Origin of the sequence: Membranihabitans marinus (assembly GCF_021729155.1) — a bacterium.
GTDB lineage: Bacteria > Bacteroidota > Bacteroidia > Chitinophagales > Saprospiraceae > Membranihabitans > Membranihabitans marinus.
In genome coordinates, this window is record NZ_JAJQYA010000004.1 from 171,115 (window position 1) to 189,331 (window position 18,217).

15 protein-coding genes are annotated in these 18,217 nt (G+C 35.8%); 6 read left to right on the forward strand and 9 right to left on the reverse strand.

The window, feature by feature from the left end:
- Positions 1-277: 277 nt before the first annotated feature.
- From LVD51_RS04325 to LVD51_RS04340, 4 genes are all read right to left on the reverse strand, one after another.
- Positions 278-1,387 (reverse strand): PepSY-associated TM helix domain-containing protein, encoded by a 1,110-nt coding sequence (locus LVD51_RS04325; protein ID WP_236969963.1) that lies wholly within the window; start codon positions 1,385-1,387, stop codon positions 278-280.
- A gap of 232 nt (positions 1,388-1,619) precedes the next feature.
- Positions 1,620-2,828 (reverse strand): ROK family protein, encoded by a 1,209-nt coding sequence (locus LVD51_RS04330; protein WP_236969964.1) that lies wholly within the window; start codon positions 2,826-2,828, stop codon positions 1,620-1,622.
- Between the two features lie 130 nt (positions 2,829-2,958).
- Positions 2,959-3,774: a mechanosensitive ion channel family protein gene (locus tag LVD51_RS04335; RefSeq protein ID WP_236969965.1), complete on the reverse strand. Its 816-nt coding sequence runs from the start codon at positions 3,772-3,774 to the stop codon at positions 2,959-2,961.
- Positions 3,775-3,847: 73 nt separating this feature from the next.
- On the reverse strand, positions 3,848-4,846 hold the full coding sequence (locus LVD51_RS04340) for a LuxE/PaaK family acyltransferase (protein ID WP_236969966.1): 999 nt from the start codon (positions 4,844-4,846) through the stop codon (positions 3,848-3,850).
- A 131-nt stretch (positions 4,847-4,977) separates the two neighbouring features.
- On the opposite strand from LVD51_RS04340, the gene typA reads away from it, so the two are divergent.
- Together typA and LVD51_RS04350 are read left to right on the forward strand one after the other, a co-directional pair.
- The gene (gene typA, locus LVD51_RS04345; RefSeq protein WP_236969967.1) at positions 4,978-6,786 is read left to right on the forward strand and encodes a translational GTPase TypA; all 1,809 of its coding nucleotides are present in this window, start codon (positions 4,978-4,980) and stop codon (positions 6,784-6,786) included.
- Positions 6,787-7,174: 388 nt separating this feature from the next.
- Positions 7,175-7,366 (forward strand): hypothetical protein, encoded by a 192-nt coding sequence (locus LVD51_RS04350; protein ID WP_236969968.1) that lies wholly within the window; start codon positions 7,175-7,177, stop codon positions 7,364-7,366.
- Here the strand turns inward: LVD51_RS04350 and LVD51_RS04355 are convergent, their stop codons facing one another.
- Positions 7,367-8,788 carry a hypothetical protein gene (locus LVD51_RS04355; protein WP_236969969.1) on the reverse strand — a complete coding sequence of 474 codons (1,422 nt, stop codon included), beginning with the start codon at positions 8,786-8,788 and terminating at the stop codon, positions 7,367-7,369.
- Between the two features lie 65 nt (positions 8,789-8,853).
- On the opposite strand from LVD51_RS04355, the gene ftcD reads away from it, so the two are divergent.
- From ftcD to LVD51_RS04370, 3 genes are read left to right on the forward strand one after another with little or no spacing between them, the layout of a single operon-like run.
- Positions 8,854-9,822, forward strand: coding sequence for a glutamate formimidoyltransferase (gene ftcD / locus LVD51_RS04360; RefSeq protein ID WP_236969970.1), 969 nt, complete (start codon positions 8,854-8,856; stop codon positions 9,820-9,822).
- A gap of 12 nt (positions 9,823-9,834) precedes the next feature.
- Positions 9,835-10,230: a methylmalonyl-CoA epimerase gene (mce, locus tag LVD51_RS04365; protein ID WP_236969971.1), complete on the forward strand. Its 396-nt coding sequence runs from the start codon at positions 9,835-9,837 to the stop codon at positions 10,228-10,230.
- On the forward strand, positions 10,227-10,991 hold the full coding sequence (locus LVD51_RS04370) for a sulfite exporter TauE/SafE family protein (RefSeq protein WP_236969972.1): 765 nt from the start codon (positions 10,227-10,229) through the stop codon (positions 10,989-10,991). The genes mce and LVD51_RS04370 overlap by 4 nt, the downstream gene beginning before the upstream one ends.
- A gap of 171 nt (positions 10,992-11,162) precedes the next feature.
- Here LVD51_RS04370 and prfA read toward each other — a convergent pair whose 3' ends face one another.
- From prfA to LVD51_RS04390, 4 genes are all read right to left on the reverse strand, one after another.
- Positions 11,163-12,227 carry a peptide chain release factor 1 gene (gene prfA, locus LVD51_RS04375; RefSeq protein WP_236969973.1) on the reverse strand — a complete coding sequence of 355 codons (1,065 nt, stop codon included), beginning with the start codon at positions 12,225-12,227 and terminating at the stop codon, positions 11,163-11,165.
- A gap of 99 nt (positions 12,228-12,326) precedes the next feature.
- Positions 12,327-13,757 (reverse strand): OmpA family protein, encoded by a 1,431-nt coding sequence (locus LVD51_RS04380; protein WP_236969974.1) that lies wholly within the window; start codon positions 13,755-13,757, stop codon positions 12,327-12,329.
- Between the two features lie 223 nt (positions 13,758-13,980).
- Entirely contained in the window at positions 13,981-14,484 is a 504-nt protein-coding gene (locus LVD51_RS04385) for an asparaginase domain-containing protein (RefSeq protein ID WP_236969975.1), read from the reverse strand.
- 13 nt (positions 14,485-14,497) lie between these two features.
- Entirely contained in the window at positions 14,498-14,968 is a 471-nt protein-coding gene (locus LVD51_RS04390; protein WP_236969976.1) for a ribonuclease H-like YkuK family protein, read from the reverse strand.
- A gap of 330 nt (positions 14,969-15,298) precedes the next feature.
- Here LVD51_RS04390 and LVD51_RS04395 point away from each other — a divergent pair, with 330 nt between their 5' ends.
- Positions 15,299-17,815, forward strand: a complete 2,517-nt coding sequence (locus LVD51_RS04395) for a family 20 glycosylhydrolase (protein WP_236969977.1) — start codon at positions 15,299-15,301, stop codon at positions 17,813-17,815.
- Positions 17,816-18,217 lie beyond the last annotated feature (402 nt).

The window sequence follows — 18,217 nt, forward strand, 5'->3', positions numbered from 1 at the left end:
TTACTTAGTAACTTTCTCCCTTTTTTTATTCCACAAATACCTAATACCAAATACAAGTATCATTTGATCTTAACCATTGATGAATTGGACCATTATTAAATGTAATTCGAATTAACAAGACAAATACAGAGATAACCAGAGGATTATTCTCGTTTATTATTTATCCAGTAAAAAAGTAAATCCATTGTTTTAAAACATGGGACGAATTTTCCTGATTCAAACCAACATCAATATTAAGCTAAAACAGCGGTGTATTCGACTAATACTTGTCTAGATGCTATGATAGTTTATACTTCCTCTTATGCCAGTATATCAGAAAACCAGTAATAGGCAAAGACGCCATAATTAGAGAAGAAAAAAATATGAGCAACCGACCTGGCAAGCCCCATATATTACCCAAGTGAATATCGTAGACCAATCCATGTAATTTATTATATAGACTTGCTTGGCTATACCGACCATTTTCAAACCTTCCTTCAATAGGTAAACCAGTATATCGATCGAAATAAAGATGATCTAAATTATAGACCAATGAAGAAGGTGATATAATGGTAGCGTGAATGGCTTCATCTTCTTTATGAGGAAAACTGATATTTATATTTTTATTTTTGAATCTCTTTCTCAAATTCGAAGCTATCCTATCTACTACTTCTATCGTGGCGACGGAAGTGTTCTTATTCCTAATATCTGACTGAGGAATCTCGTACTTTATATCAGTCTCATGAGTTATCGATTTTATTCCGTTTTTGACAATATCAAAACCCCAAAACAAACCTGTAATTACGGTAAAAAATACTATCCATGTGGCATAAAATCCCAACACCTTATGCAAATCATAATTTAACTTCACCGGTAACCAACGCCACTGTATGGTCGTGGCCGATATGCGTTCTATCTTGTTTTTGGGCCACCATAGATACAGCCCACTAATCATCATAATTAAAAACAACAAGGTAGCCCAATGGACGATTTCCCTGCCCAATTTATCCAATAATAGATTTCGATGCAGAGGGACTAACTTATTGAGCCAACCTTTTTTCATATCTTGGATATGGACAACCTCACCTGAATAGGGATTAACAAAAGCATAAAAATAAGTACCCGGTACAAATAACAATACCTTGGCGGCAGATATACTGTCCCTAAATTCAATAGTTCGAAAATCTCCCTCGGGGAAGACCTCTTTAATGTTCGATTTAATCTCGGCAATCGATGCATAAGGTCTGTGTTCATTAACCACTCTCTCTTGATATAATATTCGACTCAACTCTGGCTTCCATGTTAGAAGAGCTCCAGATAAGGATATAATAAAAAATAAAACCCCAAGAAATAAACCCAAATACAGATGAAGATCTCCAAGTATTTTAAATCTTTTATAGGCAGCCATTGGTTTTTAATTCATGATGAGATGTCGAATTTAATAAAATAAAAGCTTTGATTCATTCCAAATTAAGAACGACATATTGACATAAAACCAATCAATTATTGCAACTAAAACAATTCACAACATAGAATCTAACAAGCCAACAGACGAAAACAAACAAGGATATAAAACGGCCATTATTTCCTTCATATTTTAAAAATAATATCAAAAGACCGCTTTGTCGATGTCATAAAATTTATTGAATGATACTTGTCCTCGATTCAAATTTTGATAGCTTATCATACTTTTCGATCACCAAGGTTGCCGCCCCCAATAATGTTGCGTCTTTGCCGAGTTCAGATATCACTATTTCAATATTTTCAGCAATCTTAGGAATGCAATGCTCATTGATGGCCTGTTGGATAGGAGCTGTCCAAAGCTTGCTTAAACTAGCACCTCTCCCACTTAAAATAATGGTACTCGGATTCAATAAATGCATTAAGATGGAAACTCCTCTTCCCAAGGTATAACCTATTGAAGTTAGAAGATGTATCAAAGAACTGTGGCCAGATTTTATTTCATTCATAATTAAATTAAGGGCGTCTGGTTCTGAAATAGAATCATGCCAACCCTTTATCTCTAATCCTTGAGTATCTATTAATTCCTTGACTTGATCAACTAGTATCAGCAGTGAAGACTCGGTTTCCAAGCACCCTCTCTTCCCACATTGACAGATCTTCTTATTGTCAAATAAGGGAATGTGACTTAATTCACCAGCATATCCCTTAGATCCTCTAAATATATTGTTGTCCAATATCATACCTAATCCGATCCCCCAACCCAAATTTAGAGTCATGGCGTTTCTTACATTCTGTGCTTGTCCGAATTTAAGTTCAGCTAATGCAACTAAACTAGAATCATTATCAATCAATACAGGCAAATCAATTTCTGACTCCATATATTGAACTATGCTCTTGTTAGGATGATAAAAAAACGTGTGATTTACCTGATTGGTGACATCGACAAAACCGGGCATACTCACACCGACACCTAGGATCTTATCTTTTTTTATTGAGTGATGATCAATAAAGTCGACAATGGCTTCGGTTAGAAGTACTAAGTCTTGTTTACTGCCAGGAACCAAACGCAAATTAAAGGTTTTGATCTCATCGACAACATTATTGTGTAAATCATAAATCGCCATTTTTGTTTCAAACTGATCTACGGCGATAGAAGCTATATACAAAAGTTCTGGCTTTATACAATAAAGTACTGGACGTCTTCCCCCTTTTGAGGAAGCCAATCCCTTAACTTCAAGAATATTCTCCTCTACCAATTCACTTATGACTCCATTGACAAATGGAATACTTTTATTGAGCTCAATACTTAGTTCAGTACTTGAACAGGATTTATTAAAATATAACTGTTTAATAATCTGCCTTTTAATCTTTGCCCTTTTGTTCATATCAAAAGATTTTTTCCTTCACCTTTTAAAATTACTACACTACATTTAAAAAGAAAAATACTGTCTTCAAATCAAAGACAGTATTTTCAAATCCTCTTCCAAAACCATACCAATGATTTAGGACTATTTTTTAATCATTATCCTTACCTGGAAAATGAACATCCATTTGAGGGTAAGGAATACCGATATTGTTTTTATCAAATTCTTTTTTCACATACTCCATCATATAAAAATATACCGGCCAGTAATCTTGACTCTTGGCCCATGCTCTGGCAGTCAAATTCACCGATGAATCCCCGTGGCTATCCACATATACTTCTATGGGTTCATCCTTCATGATAGCATCGTGAGACTTAAACAGCTTGATAATTATTTCTCGAGCCTCGTCAATATCAGCATCATAACTTATCCCAAAAATTAGGTTAAACTTACGCTTACCTAAACTCGTAAAGTTGGTAATGGTCCCCGATGTAACTGTAGCATTGGGTACAATGATCATATTGTTGTTTAGAGTAGTGAGAATGGTATTGAAAATCTGAATACTGGCAACCGTTCCTTCTTTTCCACCTACCTCTACAAAATCACCAATTCGATACGGTTTAAATACCATGATCATTACTCCAGATGCAAAATGACCTAAACTACCTTGCAGGGCCATCCCTATCGCAAAAGCTCCAGCACCTAAAATGGCAACAAAACTCGTAGTGACGATACCAAAGGTATTTGCTACACTAAAAAGCAATAATATTTTTAAAAGAATAGAGACAAGTGATGTGAGAAAATTTTGAAGTGAAATGTCGACATTGGCTTTCTGAAGCACTTTTTTAAATACTCGACTAACCCAGACTACAATCATCCAACCGATGACGAGGGTAGCTACAGATAGAGCTAATTTGGGTGCGTACTCTTGGATGACATTAGTTACCCATTCTAGAGAATTTTCCATACTTTTTTATGTGTTTTATAAGTGAATAAATATCACGCTATTATACAAATAAAACCTCATATAAATAAAAATATCATACATATAAAAGGTTACATCCCCTAATATCACTATGATCTAGGCGACCAATGATATCAAACCCTCCATTTTTAGTAGTTTTAATTAAATCGTCGGTGGCAATGAAGGAACAGCTATCGATATTCGCCAAATCCGTAACACAGTTTCGTCCGGCTTGATCTTGAAGTTCTGGACTCAAGGGATCGTTAATTTCATATGGCGTCATTCGAATGGTGGTCCCATTTTTGAACAATCCATCTTTAGGTGCATAGAGTTGAGATAAAAGTTCTGTCATACCGTATTCAGAATGAACTTGATCTAAGCATAAATTATCTTTGAGTTCTCTGTGCAATTCATTCCGGAGCATTTCCTTTTTTCTCCCCTTCATTCCACCGGTCTCCATCACTACCACGTCATCGGACCAATCCAAATCCAAAGTAGACGCAAAATCCAATAATGCATAACTCACCCCTATTACCAGTATTTTGTATCCAGAAGAATGCATACGATCCACGGTTAGAGCGAGATCTTGAAAATTGTATTTAAAAAAACCACTTCCCGAACAATTAGAAAGACTTATAAAATGATTGACCATATGAATGAGGGAAGAATGACCTTGTTCCAAGTAAGAAGGGAGTAAGGCGAGCACACAATATTGATTAATCGGACCGTAAACAGTCTCAAACAAATGTTGAGAAACCGTATTGTATAAATCAATGTCGGCCACATAATGTTGACTCCTATTGGACAAGGTAGTACCAGAAGAACGAAAGGTTTGTTGGATTTCCAGATTTCCGCTTACTACTTTATGGTTTTTAAAAGTAGAAATGGGAAGATAGGGAATATTTTTAATCGACGAAATAGTACTTGGTGTTCTATTTAACAAATCACAAAAGCGACGATAAACTTCATTGGTCCTATATTGATAGAGAAAGGTATCCCAGACTTGAGAATCCCAATCAAATTGAAAGCTCAGTAAACTGCTTCTAAGATGATTTCTCAGGGTTTTATCCTCCATATTTACTATATTGATCGTAATTAAAATAAAAAATCATCTTTTTTATGCAAATTTAATACCGAATAAACGAAGTAATGATTTGTTTATCAATTTAAAAGATTACTTTTGTGCGTTTTTATAATTTAACAGACATGACAAAAGTAAGAAATATCGCTATCATAGCGCACGTTGATCATGGAAAAACCACCTTGGTAGATAAGATTTTGTATCATACAGAACAAATGAATGATCAAAAGAAATTGGAAGGTGATTTGATCCTTGATAACAACGACCTTGAACGGGAACGAGGTATAACCATCGTATCCAAGAATGTTTCCGTTCAGTACAAGGGAATTAAAATCAACATCATCGACACCCCTGGTCACGCCGACTTTGGAGGTGAAGTAGAAAGGGTGTTGAACATGGCGGATGGCGTATTATTGCTGGTTGATGCCTTTGAAGGGCCCATGCCTCAAACAAGATACGTATTGGGCAAAGCCATAGCATTGGGTAAAAAACCTATCTTAGTTATCAACAAAGTCGACAAAGAAAACTGTCGTCCAGAGGAAGTAATGGAAGATGTTTTCGATCTTATGTTCCACTTAGATGCCAACGAAGATCAACTGGATTTTGAGACCGTATACGGATCTGCTAAAAATGGTTGGATGGGTGCTGATTGGCAAAAACCTGCAGATGATGTGAGTTATCTATTGGACACAGTAATCAATACCATTCCAGAACCACAAGAAAATCAAGGGACGGTACAATTGCAAATCACTTCTATTGATTACTCTAACTACATTGGTCGAATAGCCATAGGTAGAGTAACCAGAGGAACCATTCAACCCAACTCACCAGTAACTTTGGTAAAAAGAGACGGTTCAATGGTAAAATCAAGAGTCAAAGATGTATTTACCTTTACCGGAATGGCCAAAGAAAAAGCTAGCTCTGTATCTAGTGGCGATATCTGTGCTATTAGTGGTATAGAAAACTTTGATATTGGAGATACTATTGCGGACTTTGAAAATCCCGAAGGTCTTCCTCCCATTTCTATTGACGAACCTACCATGAGTATGTTGTTCACTGTTAACGACTCTCCTTTCTTCGGTAAAGAAGGCAAATTTGTAACTTCTCGTCACCTTAGAGATCGATTATACAGTGAAACTGAAAAAAACCTTGCGTTAAAAATTGAAGAGACTAGTTCACCGGATTCATTTAAAGTATATGGTAGAGGGGTAATGCACCTGAGTGTATTAATCGAAACCATGAGACGTGAAGGATACGAACTTCAAGTAGGGAAACCCATTGTATTGATCAAAGAAATAGACGGTGCCAAGCACGAACCTATTGAATCTTTGTCCATAGACTCTCCACAAGATGTTAGTGGTAAAATTATAGAGTTAATCAGTCAACGGAAGGGCGATATGCTCAAAATGGAGCCCAAAGGAGATTTGATGCACTTAGAATTTGAAATACCTTCAAGAGGTATCATCGGATTGAGAACTCTTGTAATGAATGTTTCTGCCGGAGAAGCGATAATGGCTCACAGATTTGTGCGTTATGAAAAATTCAAAGGCGAAATTCCATCTCGAAACAAAGGAACTTTAATAGTTTTGGAAGCGGGAACAACCATACCTTATGCCATGGATAAACTTCAGGATAGAGGTCGATTCTTTGTAGGGCCTGGTATTGATGTTTATCAAGGTCAAATCGTTGGGGAACACAATAGAGACAACGATTTGGTAGTCAATGTAACCAAAACTAAAAAATTATCTAATATGCGTTCTTCAGGAGCTGATGACAAGGTAAAACTTGCTCCTCCTATCGATCTGTCGTTAGAACAATTTATGGAATATATCGAAGATGATGAATACTTGGAAATCACTCCTGAAAGCCTGCGTATTCGAAAAATCTTTTTAAAAGAACACGAACGAAAGAAAGCCAGTAACAAGGCTTTGTAATTCAATATATACTTGCAATATTGTGAGTATTATAAAGTAAACTAACTGATAATCTATCTCTATAGGTTATCAGTTTTTTTTAGACCTAGACGACAAAAAAAGACGGTAATAACCTAAGTATAATAATGGATATTCAAGTCAAACCGCTAAGTTTCAACAGAGCCAATTCTCCTTACATACCTCAATGAATATTCAAATATTCGAGCTGTTTTTCCATCTTTTATAGGAGAAATACCATCTCAAATCTATGGTCTTATGTTAATTTTAATATAAAATATCAGCCCATACACCACCACAGTAGCTATTGGCGTTTTAACATCTAAAAAATATGAAAAACATCTACACATTAAATTTATTTGTAATATATTTGTAATTAAATATCAGTAAAATGTTTAGATTAAATAGAAAAAATAAAACCAGAACTTATGCGCTAGAAAGCAATGGCAGCAAGGTTCAGATACCATTATCCTTCGAAGGGAAATCTATAGTTTTAAATGAAAAAAGACTACCTAAGGGTGAATATCAATGGGTAACTGAAAAGGAAAACAAACAGACCGTACTACCTATTATGGTATTGTAATCAATTGAGATAATCGATCAACAGTAATTTCAATATTTTCCCTCTCAGACTAGGGATCAATACTTGATGCGAAGATATTTGCATCCCGTTTCGAACTTGAAGGCGCAGTTTTTGAAAATCAGTACTCAATAAATTGGTTCTCAAAGATGCGCCATCCGGTCGAATGATATATTCACTAACCGTATTCTCATTTCGAATTTCGTCGTTGTATATAAAGCGCAGGTGATTGGGATTTTTAAAGACAAAATAAGAAGAATAAGCTCCTTCATCGTCATTGGAGAACTGTCTTTTAGCCAATAATTTTTGCCAGACTTTATCCCCATCAGCTGAGAGATAGAACAGCATTATATTCTCATAATGGTAGTCTACTGTATATCTATTGCCATAATAATCGATTCTACTTCCAGAAGAAATGCGTTCCATTTTCTTAACCTCTTCTAATACCAAAATAGCGGCTCCATCATCCATAAAGATTAAATCTTGTACTTGGACATTTTCGAGATAATTCCGCTTATTTTTTTGAACGTTGTTGTAAAAATCACTAAGTAATTTATCTTGAAAAGTAAAGGTTAGGAATTCATACTCGTTAAGGTTTTTTGGATCCTGTTTGATTTGAAATAACAATTCTGCTCTATCAAGATTTTTTTCTGAACCTAAGCCAGAAATGATAAACATATTATTGACATTGTCGTATGAAAAATAAGCGTCATAGGTCAATAAATTAGCCATGGGAATAGTAGCTTCAGTCCTATCCCCCACATCGCGAATTTTTATTATTTTAAATTGATGTTTTTCTCTTTTAAAATAGTAATTATCAAATTCAAAAACCAAATACAATATACCTGAATTACTGAGTACTGATTTTCGATATTCTTCATAGAATTTATATCCTTCAAGTTGAATTTCATCGGAATATACCAATTCCTTATAGATGATATCGTATACGAAATAACCGATTAAATCGCCACTTTGAATAATAAGAACCCCCATTTTAGTTTTGTCCTCGGAAAATGTATATCGATATTTATAATTTTGAAATTGTTTTTCCATTCGAATGATGGTATCGGGAACACCTCTTTCAAGCGATTTGTTATAGGGCATATTGATCACATAGGAAAAATCCTTATCGACGGTTGAATACAATATATTGAAATGCTCCTTATCTGGATATATGTGGATAATTCTCGACTTTTTGTCTTCTAATTCAAATTCTTGATTAGAGGTTAAGAACAATTCATTATTAAAGTTGTGAATTGAAAATTTGAAATCAGAATAACTAGCTACTAAATAATTATCCCCATACTGCCCCAACAATTCATATGTTAAGTCAGTTCTAATATCCATGGATTCTGAAACCAAAATATTTTGGCCAAATCCAAAGGACAGAAAACAGGAAAACGCAAGCAGTGCCAAATATTTCATGTTACAAAATAAAAAGTATTTTTTAAAAAGAACCATTTTTTAAAAATCAATTAGATATTTGTTGTATGATGAATGAATGGATAGAATGGATTCCCAATATTTCTGTAGGGCAAGACAATGATCTACTAAACAAAGTAGATCAAGCCTTTCACACAATCGCCGATCTCTACGTATTGCACAAAGATGTAGGTGTTGATGCCAATCGAACGGTGTACACCGTGGTAGGTAATCGCGATAGTTTGAGAAATGGATTGATGGCATTGCTATCACTATTGGAAAGAGATCAGTCCATGGAGCATCATGAAGGCCAGCATCCTAGGATAGGGGCTTTGGATGTATGTCCCTATGTAGCCATGGATGTCAGGGATGAGTCAGAAGTAGTCGATTGGAGTAGAACCTTGGCCGCAGAAGTTTCTAAAATATTCAAATTGCCCATATATCTATATGAAAAATCCAGCCTGATCACTCAAAGAAATAATTTAGCTCAAATAAGAAAAGGCGAATATGAATCTCTTGCCCAGAAAATGAAAGAAGAAGAATGGCTGCCCGATTATGGCAATCAATTTAATCCCATTCTAGGTGCTACAGTTTTAGGGGTGAGAAATTTTCTAATTGCCTACAATGTCAACATTGAAACCAGTGATCTTTCCGTAGCCAAATCAATAGCCAAAAAAATGCGTTCAGCAGGGCCAAGTAATCGACCGTATGCATTAAAGGGATTAAAAGCCATCGGTTGGTATATGGAAGAATACCAATGCTGCCAAATCAGTACCAATATTGTAGATATTGATCAAACCGATATCTATGAAGTATTTGAACAAACCAAAAAATGCGGACAAGAATGGAATGTTGAAGTTTTGTCATCGGAGTTAATCGGCTTATTACCTTTGCGATGTTTGGAAGAAATTGAAAAAAAATGGGGGATTTTAATAGCAGATCAAGCCGAGCATTTGGGTTTATCATTTTGCGGTATAGAAGATCTGAGAAAGCGAACCATTGAATATCGTTTGCCACAGGCTTCTTTAAATTCCTAAAACCATGAAACTATGAAATTAGAACACATTGGCATCGCCGTCAAAGATCTCGAAGAAAGCGAGAAACTATTTGCCAGTTTATTTAATTCTCCTGTCTACAAGAGAGAATATGTAGATACAGAAAAGGTAGAAACCGCTTTTATCCAAATTGAGAATACAAAAATTGAATTATTATCGGCGACCGAGGGGCCCATTGCAAAATTTATTGATCGCAAAGGTCCAGGCATCCATCATTTAGCTTTTCAAGTGGACCATCTTGAATCAGAAATCAAACGCCTTCAAGCGCAAGGATTTGAATTTGTATCGGAAACCATAAAGGAAGGAGCAGACAATAAAAGAGTGGTCTTTCTTCACCCGAGATCCTCAGGCAAGGTATTGATAGAGTTAGTAGAAGATATGGGCCAATGACATTATTAGATATTTTTGTAGGAGGTATTGCGGGATTGATTGCAGGAGGGATTAATACATTGGCTGGTAATGGTTCGGCCTTAACCTTGGCGGTACTCATGGAGTTTTTTGGCCTTCCATCGAATATAGCCAACGCGACCAATAGAATTGGTGTATTAGCTCAGACAACGGCATCGACCTATGGGTTTTATCGCAGCAAAAAACTATCCATCCAAGGGAATCAACGATTACTTATATGCACTATTTTGGGTTCCTTCTTAGGGATCTATCTCGCTGTTATTATATCGGCTGAGGGTTTTAAAACTGTGTATAAATATTTATTAGTCCTTATGTTATTCATACTTTTTATCAAACCTAAGCGATGGATCAACCCAAGCGAAGATTCAGAGGCAAAAAAATTACCCCTGTGGTTAAGCACAATATTCTATATATTACTCGGAGTATATGGTGGATTTATTCAAATGGGTATGGGCATATTTGCTTTAGCTATTTTCGTTCTTATAGGTAAAATGAACATTATTAAAGCCAATATACTTAAATCATTCATTATAGCAGTCTATACACTGATAGCCGTAGCCATCTTTGCCTATAAAGATTTGATTCATTGGCCATTTGGACTAGCATTGGCATTTGGTCAAATGATTGGAGGTTATTACACTGCACAATTTGCCAGTCGTTCTCCTAAAGCCAGTCAAATAGCTTATATTCTTTTGATTATCTGTGTAATAGCTGCGATTGTCAAAGTGTTTAATTTTATATAATCACCCGACCAAATTTACAAAAAGAGTCTTTCCGATAGCTTCAGAAATATCTTATAGAACGTCTATTTCCAAATTGGAAAGAACTTGAATAACATCCTTTTTACAATATGGGATAAAAAACCGTAAACCGTCAAGATGATAAGTTATCATTACTGAAATGAGATACTGAAACTATTCCATTTCCTTTAATCTCTCAGTGTTCTCATAGAGTCTAAGGCTCTCTATTATCTCCATTATATCACCTTCCATTACCTTGTCTAAGGAATATAGAGTAAGATTAATCCTGTGATCGGTCAATCTATTTTGGGGATAATTATAGGTGCGAATTTTATCGGATCGGTCTCCAGAACCAACAAGAGATTTACGCTTAGCCGCTAAATCAGATTCATAACTCGCTTTTTGCTGAGCATATATTTTCTGATATAGTCGTTGGATGGCTATCTCTCTATTTTTAATTTGTGATCGACCGTCTGTACTTTCCGCAACTACCCCAGTAGGTAAGTGAGTAAATCTAACTCCAGACTCTGTTTTATTTACGTGCTGCCCTCCTGCTCCACTAGATCGAAAAGTATCGACTTTTAAATCTGATTTTTTAATATCGACATCTTCCATTTCCAATTTTGGCATGACTACCACAGTGGCTGCAGAAGTGTGAACCCTACCTTGAGACTCTGTTTTGGGAACGCGTTGTACCCTATGAGCTCCTGACTCAAACTTCATCATACCGTATACATCTTGGCCCTGAATTTCAAATTCAATTTTATTATACCCCCCAGAGCTACCTTCATTGACAAAAACAATTTCTTGTTTCCATCCCTGATTTTCGAAGAATTTTGAATACATTCTATACAAATCACCAGCAAAAATAGATGCTTCATCGCCACCAGTACCGGATCTTATTTCCATTACCACATCTTTTTGGTCGTCGGGATCCTTAGGCAATAGCATAAACTTAATCTCCTCTTCCATTTTAACCAATTGGGCATTAATGGTATTCATTTCATCTGAGCCCATCTCACGCAATTCGGCATCATCATCTTCCATCATTTGCTTGGCTACCTCTTTGGCATCCAATATATTAGAATATTCGTGATATATGGTTACGAGATCTTTTAAGTCTTTGTATTCCCGGTTGAGTGCTGCATATCTCTTCATATCAGAAATAATTTCTGGATCTGATAACTGCTCCTCTATTTGATGAAACTTTATTTCTATTTGTCTCAACTTATCTATCATACCTTATACATTTAGCACACGAAATTACACCATTTTCTTAAATAAGAAAAAGCGGATACAAAAGTACCCGCTTTTTCATAACGCTTATATCGGTTTATTTTATTTGAATTTCACTTCAAACTCTACTCTTCTATTTAAAGATCGACCTGCTGCGGTATTATTATTAGCGATAGGACGAGCCTCACCATAGCCTACAAAATCAAGTCTATTGGGATTCGTACCTTTTCTAATTAAATAGTCGTAGCAAGTTTTGGCTCTCTTCGCTGACAAGTCTACATTGGCATTGGCATCTCCAGTGGCATCGGTATGACCAGAGATTTGAATTCCATAGGTTGGATTGTCTTTCAAAATTTGAACGATTTGATCTAAGACCACATAAGATTGAGATTGCAAGGTCGCACTACCCACTTCAAATTGTACTGCTTTTCTCGCAAAGTCCAAGATCTCTTTTACTTCAGCCTTCACATATGGACAACCATCATTGGCAGGATCTCCTGGTGTACCGGGACATCTATCTATTCCATCGTGGACACCGTCGTTATCGGTATCTGGACATCCTTCGTTTTCTTTGCTACCGGCCAATTCAGGACATCGATCTTCTTTATCGGACACACCATCACCGTCTTTATCAGGACAACCATTGGTTGATTTTGGTCCAGGTTCATTGGGACACAAGTCTCTATTGTCAGGGGTACCATCATTATCCTTATCAAAATTAGGACATCCATTATTTTCTGCTGTTCCTGGCAAATTAGGACATTCGTCTTCTGGATCGATTACCCCATCGTTGTCACTATCGGGACAACCATTTCCTGTTGCAGAGCCAGCAATATCTGGGCAAAGATCTATATTATCTGGAATCATATCACCGTCGGTATCAGGACAGCCATTAAATTCTGGCAAACCAGGTACTTGAGGACAATCATCAATATCATCAGGAACACCATCCTTATCAAAATCCACAGGTTTCAATAAAACCTTTTTCTCATCTGTCTTTTTACCGATAAGGTACTTCAAACCCAATCCAATATGGACATTGTTTCTATTATCGGCCAATCCAAGTCTATATTCCACTTGGGCATTGAGAAAAGCACTGGTACCGACCTGTACATCTACCCCTAATCCAGCTGGAATTTGTAGGCCAAATTGCTCACCTTTGAATTCATAGACACCATTGGCTCCGGCAGTTACATAGGGGACGAACAATTTACCCCTCTCCCATAATTGAGCTTGAAACAAGACTCCTAAATCACCGGTAACATCGTTTTTCAACGGATCATTGAAGTTAGCTATAGCAAATCTAAGAGGCACGTTAACATTTAAAAAGGAATATAAATTCCGAGTATATCCCATTTCTACTCCGCTGGTATAGCTTTTAAAATCACCATAGTCTCCGGATATAGGCCCAGTATAATCTAAAAATAAAACTTTAAAATTTACAGCATTCTTTTGCAATGGATTTTGTGCATTAGCACGATTCCCTACAAATATTGCCATCATCATAATGAATAAAAGAAAACATCGTTTCATGAAGTACATTTTAATAGTCAAAGTTGGTCAAAAGTACGAACAAATTTAATAAATCATATTACATGATCATCTAATATGAAAATTATTAACAATAATCGTGCCTATATTTTCAAGCAGATCTTTTTTTATCCATTTAAGGATAAGATTTTCAATAAAATATAAATATTTGTGATCTATAATGTATAGTATCTCCCCTATCGATTGATATCGAGGTAATCAAATTTTAAAATTGTGGGGTGGGTATTTCGAATATACCTGTATTGTAATTTTTCTGAACATTATCCCAATTAAAATACCGACCATTCATTGAGATATACAATCCAGGCGGGAGGACTTGCACGAATGACAATGCGCTTCCCAAATTAAAAAAACCATCCGATGACACACCGAATGTATAAGGAATCATAGCACCGGTAATAACAATAGTTTTATTTTGAAGGGCATTTTCTTTGGCCAAATACGCTGCGGTATCCACCATAGTATCAGTTCCATGAGTTAATACTATTTGATCGTGGGGAGAATCAATCATTTTTTCAGCAATTAATCTCCGATCACCTATTGTCATGTCCAGACTATCTTTCATCATAATAGTTTCCACCACGGTATCTAGACTACATCTACCTCTTTTTAGCATTTCGGGCAAATGGGTTTTACTAAAACTCAATTCTCCAGAAATATAGTTGTATTCTTTGTCAAAAGTACCACCGGTAATAAATATTTGTATCATAGGTTTTAGGCAATTATACGAATTTATCTGCACAACTAGAGCTGGCAAAAGCATCTGGTTTGGCTTTGAATACAAAGCCCATACCAACGATATAGCCCATAGCTTCTTTTAAGGCTACATGGGACAAAAATTGGGGATTGGCATTGATATCTGCATGGACTTCCATAGGAACCTTATATTTTTTAACGATTGGACTTACTTCATAGGCTACAGCCACAGATTTGCCTACCTCTTCGATCATTCTGTGTTTTAGGGTTATATTGGAATGGCCAGTTGTTTTGCGTATATACATAAAACCACCTTTCTTGAACCTCAGGATCACTACTACGGTTGCATAGGTAATGGTTCCATTCTTAACTTGAGAATCAGTGCCGACACATAATTTTATGGCATTACCATTAGAAAGTTCTTTGGTAATATCTCTTTCAAGTACATCATTCAGCCCCTGGTCAAGAGGTTTACCTTTCCATGTTTTCCAAGACATATTTTATTTTAAAGATATGAAATTCAGACTAATCGATCTATTATTATGGATTAAATCCGCAAAAACAACAATAAGTTAACATTTATTGCTGAATAAAAGTTGAATCGTCTAAAATAATAGGGTAGAAATATAATATGACCTTCAATTAGATGGCGTAAATACATAAATATAATATTTTTCAATGTTATATCAACTATACCCAGAGTTCGAATAAAGGATAATAGTTGAGTACTTTGATAAATGTTCGTCCCTACTATTAACAAAAGAGATATTTCATTTCAATCGATTTACATCTTATATTTGCATTTTATAAATCTTCAAATAAAATTTATGAACAAGCCGGTTGCCTATTTATTTTTATTTCTTAGTTATTGGTCTTTTCTCAGTTGTGCCGATAGTCCAATCTCGGATTTAAGTAATATGCAGTTGAGATATTTATTTGAAGGAAACGATGAAACTGGACAGCACAAGGCAACATTTGAATTAATCAACAAATCGACTACCCCAGTAGTTGCTGACTGGGAATTATACTTTAATCAAATTACAGGGAGTATCTCCATTGAACCATCTGTTAATGTGAATATTCAACATATTAATGGAGATTTATATAAAATAACACCAAAGCCTGGATTTAATTTATCAGCATCAGATACTTTGCGAATACCGTTGACTGTGGGCAGTCCTGCAATAAAATATTCAGATTTCCCCTCTGGTTTTTATTTTGTAAACAGCCAGAACGGAATAGTTAACAAAATTGAAGACCTTTCTATTTCAGTTCCTCCACTAGGTAAAAATTGGTTGCGATCCAATGAAGACCTAATTCCAATCCCCAGTGCAGCCACCTATTACGATATCAATATTCAACAATCTAATATTGAGGAATTTAAACACTCCATAATACCGAGACCTAAAAAAATGATTTCTTCTAACCGCAAGGTAATATTTAACAATATAAAAGTTTCTGGCGACGAAGTATTCAACAACGAAATGGCCTATCTCAAAGAGGAAATCGGACGATTTTTGCCAGAGTTAAGTGGAGACAATTATTTAGAAATTGAAATGATTCATCGACCTGAGTTAAAATTAAGTTCCATTAATGACGACTATCAATTATCTGTAAACAAGCAAAAAGTAACCATAATAGCCTCCAACCAAAGAGCAGGTTTTTATGCGATAATGAGTTTATTGCAATTAATTGACCCTAACGATTATCATCAGCCCACTGCTTCACTTCCCGCGGTTCAAATATCGGATTATCCCAGTTTAGAATATCGGGGATTTATGTTAGACGTCGGTAGAAATTTTAAATCCGTGGATCAAGTACTTTGGGTTATTGATCTATTGAGCCGGTATAAAATGAATACCTTTCACTTTCACATCACCGACGACGAAGGTTGGAGATTGGAAATTAAGGATTTGCCAGAACTAACAAATTTTGGTGGATTTAGAGGATATTCCCCAAATGAATCACAATATCTACAACCTTCATATGGTTCAGGACCAGAAGCCCAACCTTCGCAAGTCACAGGATATTACACGGGAGAAGATTTCATAAAAATATTAGAATACGCCAAAGCAAGACACATTAAAGTAATACCTGAGGTGGACATGCCTGGTCATGCAAGAGCAGCAGTTAAAAGTATGGAGCATCGATACATGAATTATAAGGATGAGGATATAGATAAGGCCACTCAGTACTTACTTTCAGACTTAGAAGATGAATCAGAATACAGTTCAATACAACAATTCAACGACAATGTTATCAATGTATGCAAGCCTTCAACCTATGTTTTTTTTGAAAAGGTAATCACTCAAATCAAAGAGTATTACGATGAAGCAGGGTTAAAATTGGAAATGGTACATATTGGAGGAGATGAAGTTCCTCATGGAGTCTGGACCTCTTCCCCAGCCTGTGATCAATGGATACAAGAAAACGGTTTAGACCGCAATGATTTAATGAGTGATTTTCTTATAAGGATCAATCAAATACTAGTGAAACACGACATCCTCATGGCGGGATGGCAAGAAATCGCATTAAATTCTGAACATAATATCGATGTAACCAAAAGCGCATCGATGATACCCTATGTATGGAATACCATGCCTGGGGACCCCGATAGTCCTGACGATAGTCAAGAGTTGGCTTATAAGTTGGCGAATCAAGATTTTAATATTGTTATTAGCAGTGCTCCTAATTTGTATTTTGATTTTGCCTATGACAAGCATCCAGATGAATCTGGTTTTTACTGGTCTGGTTTTATCGACATGGAAAAATCTTTTTCTATGCAACCCTATGATATGTATACCAGTTATTCTACAGATCCTATGGGACATTTACTAGATACAGATCATTCACAAAAGGAGAAATTAGAGAAAAAAGAAAATATTTTAGGTATACAAGGACAATTATGGACAGAAACCGTTCATAATTTTGCTGCTTTGCAATACTATTTAATTCCTAAGGCATTTGGACTTTTTGAGCGAGCGTGGAATCCTGAGCCAACATGGCAAGGCAAACCTAAATCAAAAGCATTTTACAAAGACTGGGAAGCTTTTAAATACAATGTGGGAAAATATCAAATTCCCATGTTACAAGCAGCAACAACAGAAACCCTAAACTACCGTTTATCACCTCCGGGAGGAATCATAAAGGACGGAGAACTAATCGCCAACTCATACTGGCCAGACCTCGAAATAAAATATACGACGGACGGAAGTGAGCCAGACAGAAATTCTAAGACCTATACCACACCAATTATTTTATCCAATGATTTTGTCAATATTAAATTAAAAGCATTTGACAAAACAGGTTATAGTAGTCGTACTGTCACTATAGAGCCGCAATAGTGATGGAATAATACAAAGGGGTTAGATTTCTCAATTAAAAATCATCAAAAATTTTGGCCCTATTTATATCAGACAATCACAATACAGCGGGAGTCAAATATATTTAAAATACCGTCATCTCAGACTGACTCTATTAAACAATGATTTTCAATAGAAATCAACTAAGCTGTCCTTTGATTTTATGTTGATGTAACAGCTAGAAGGGTAAATTGAAAAAACTACGAAGACGATTCCTTTTAGAATGTCGGTTATCTAATGATTTTCGGATAGACTTCATTTCACTTTACTTAATAGCTCCATGTATTCTTTTCTTATAGTTAGAAGAATACATATTATTATGGTCTCAGTACAAGGCTTAATAGGGAAACAAATGTCTTGTGTATTGCCCACCATAGTCGGTGT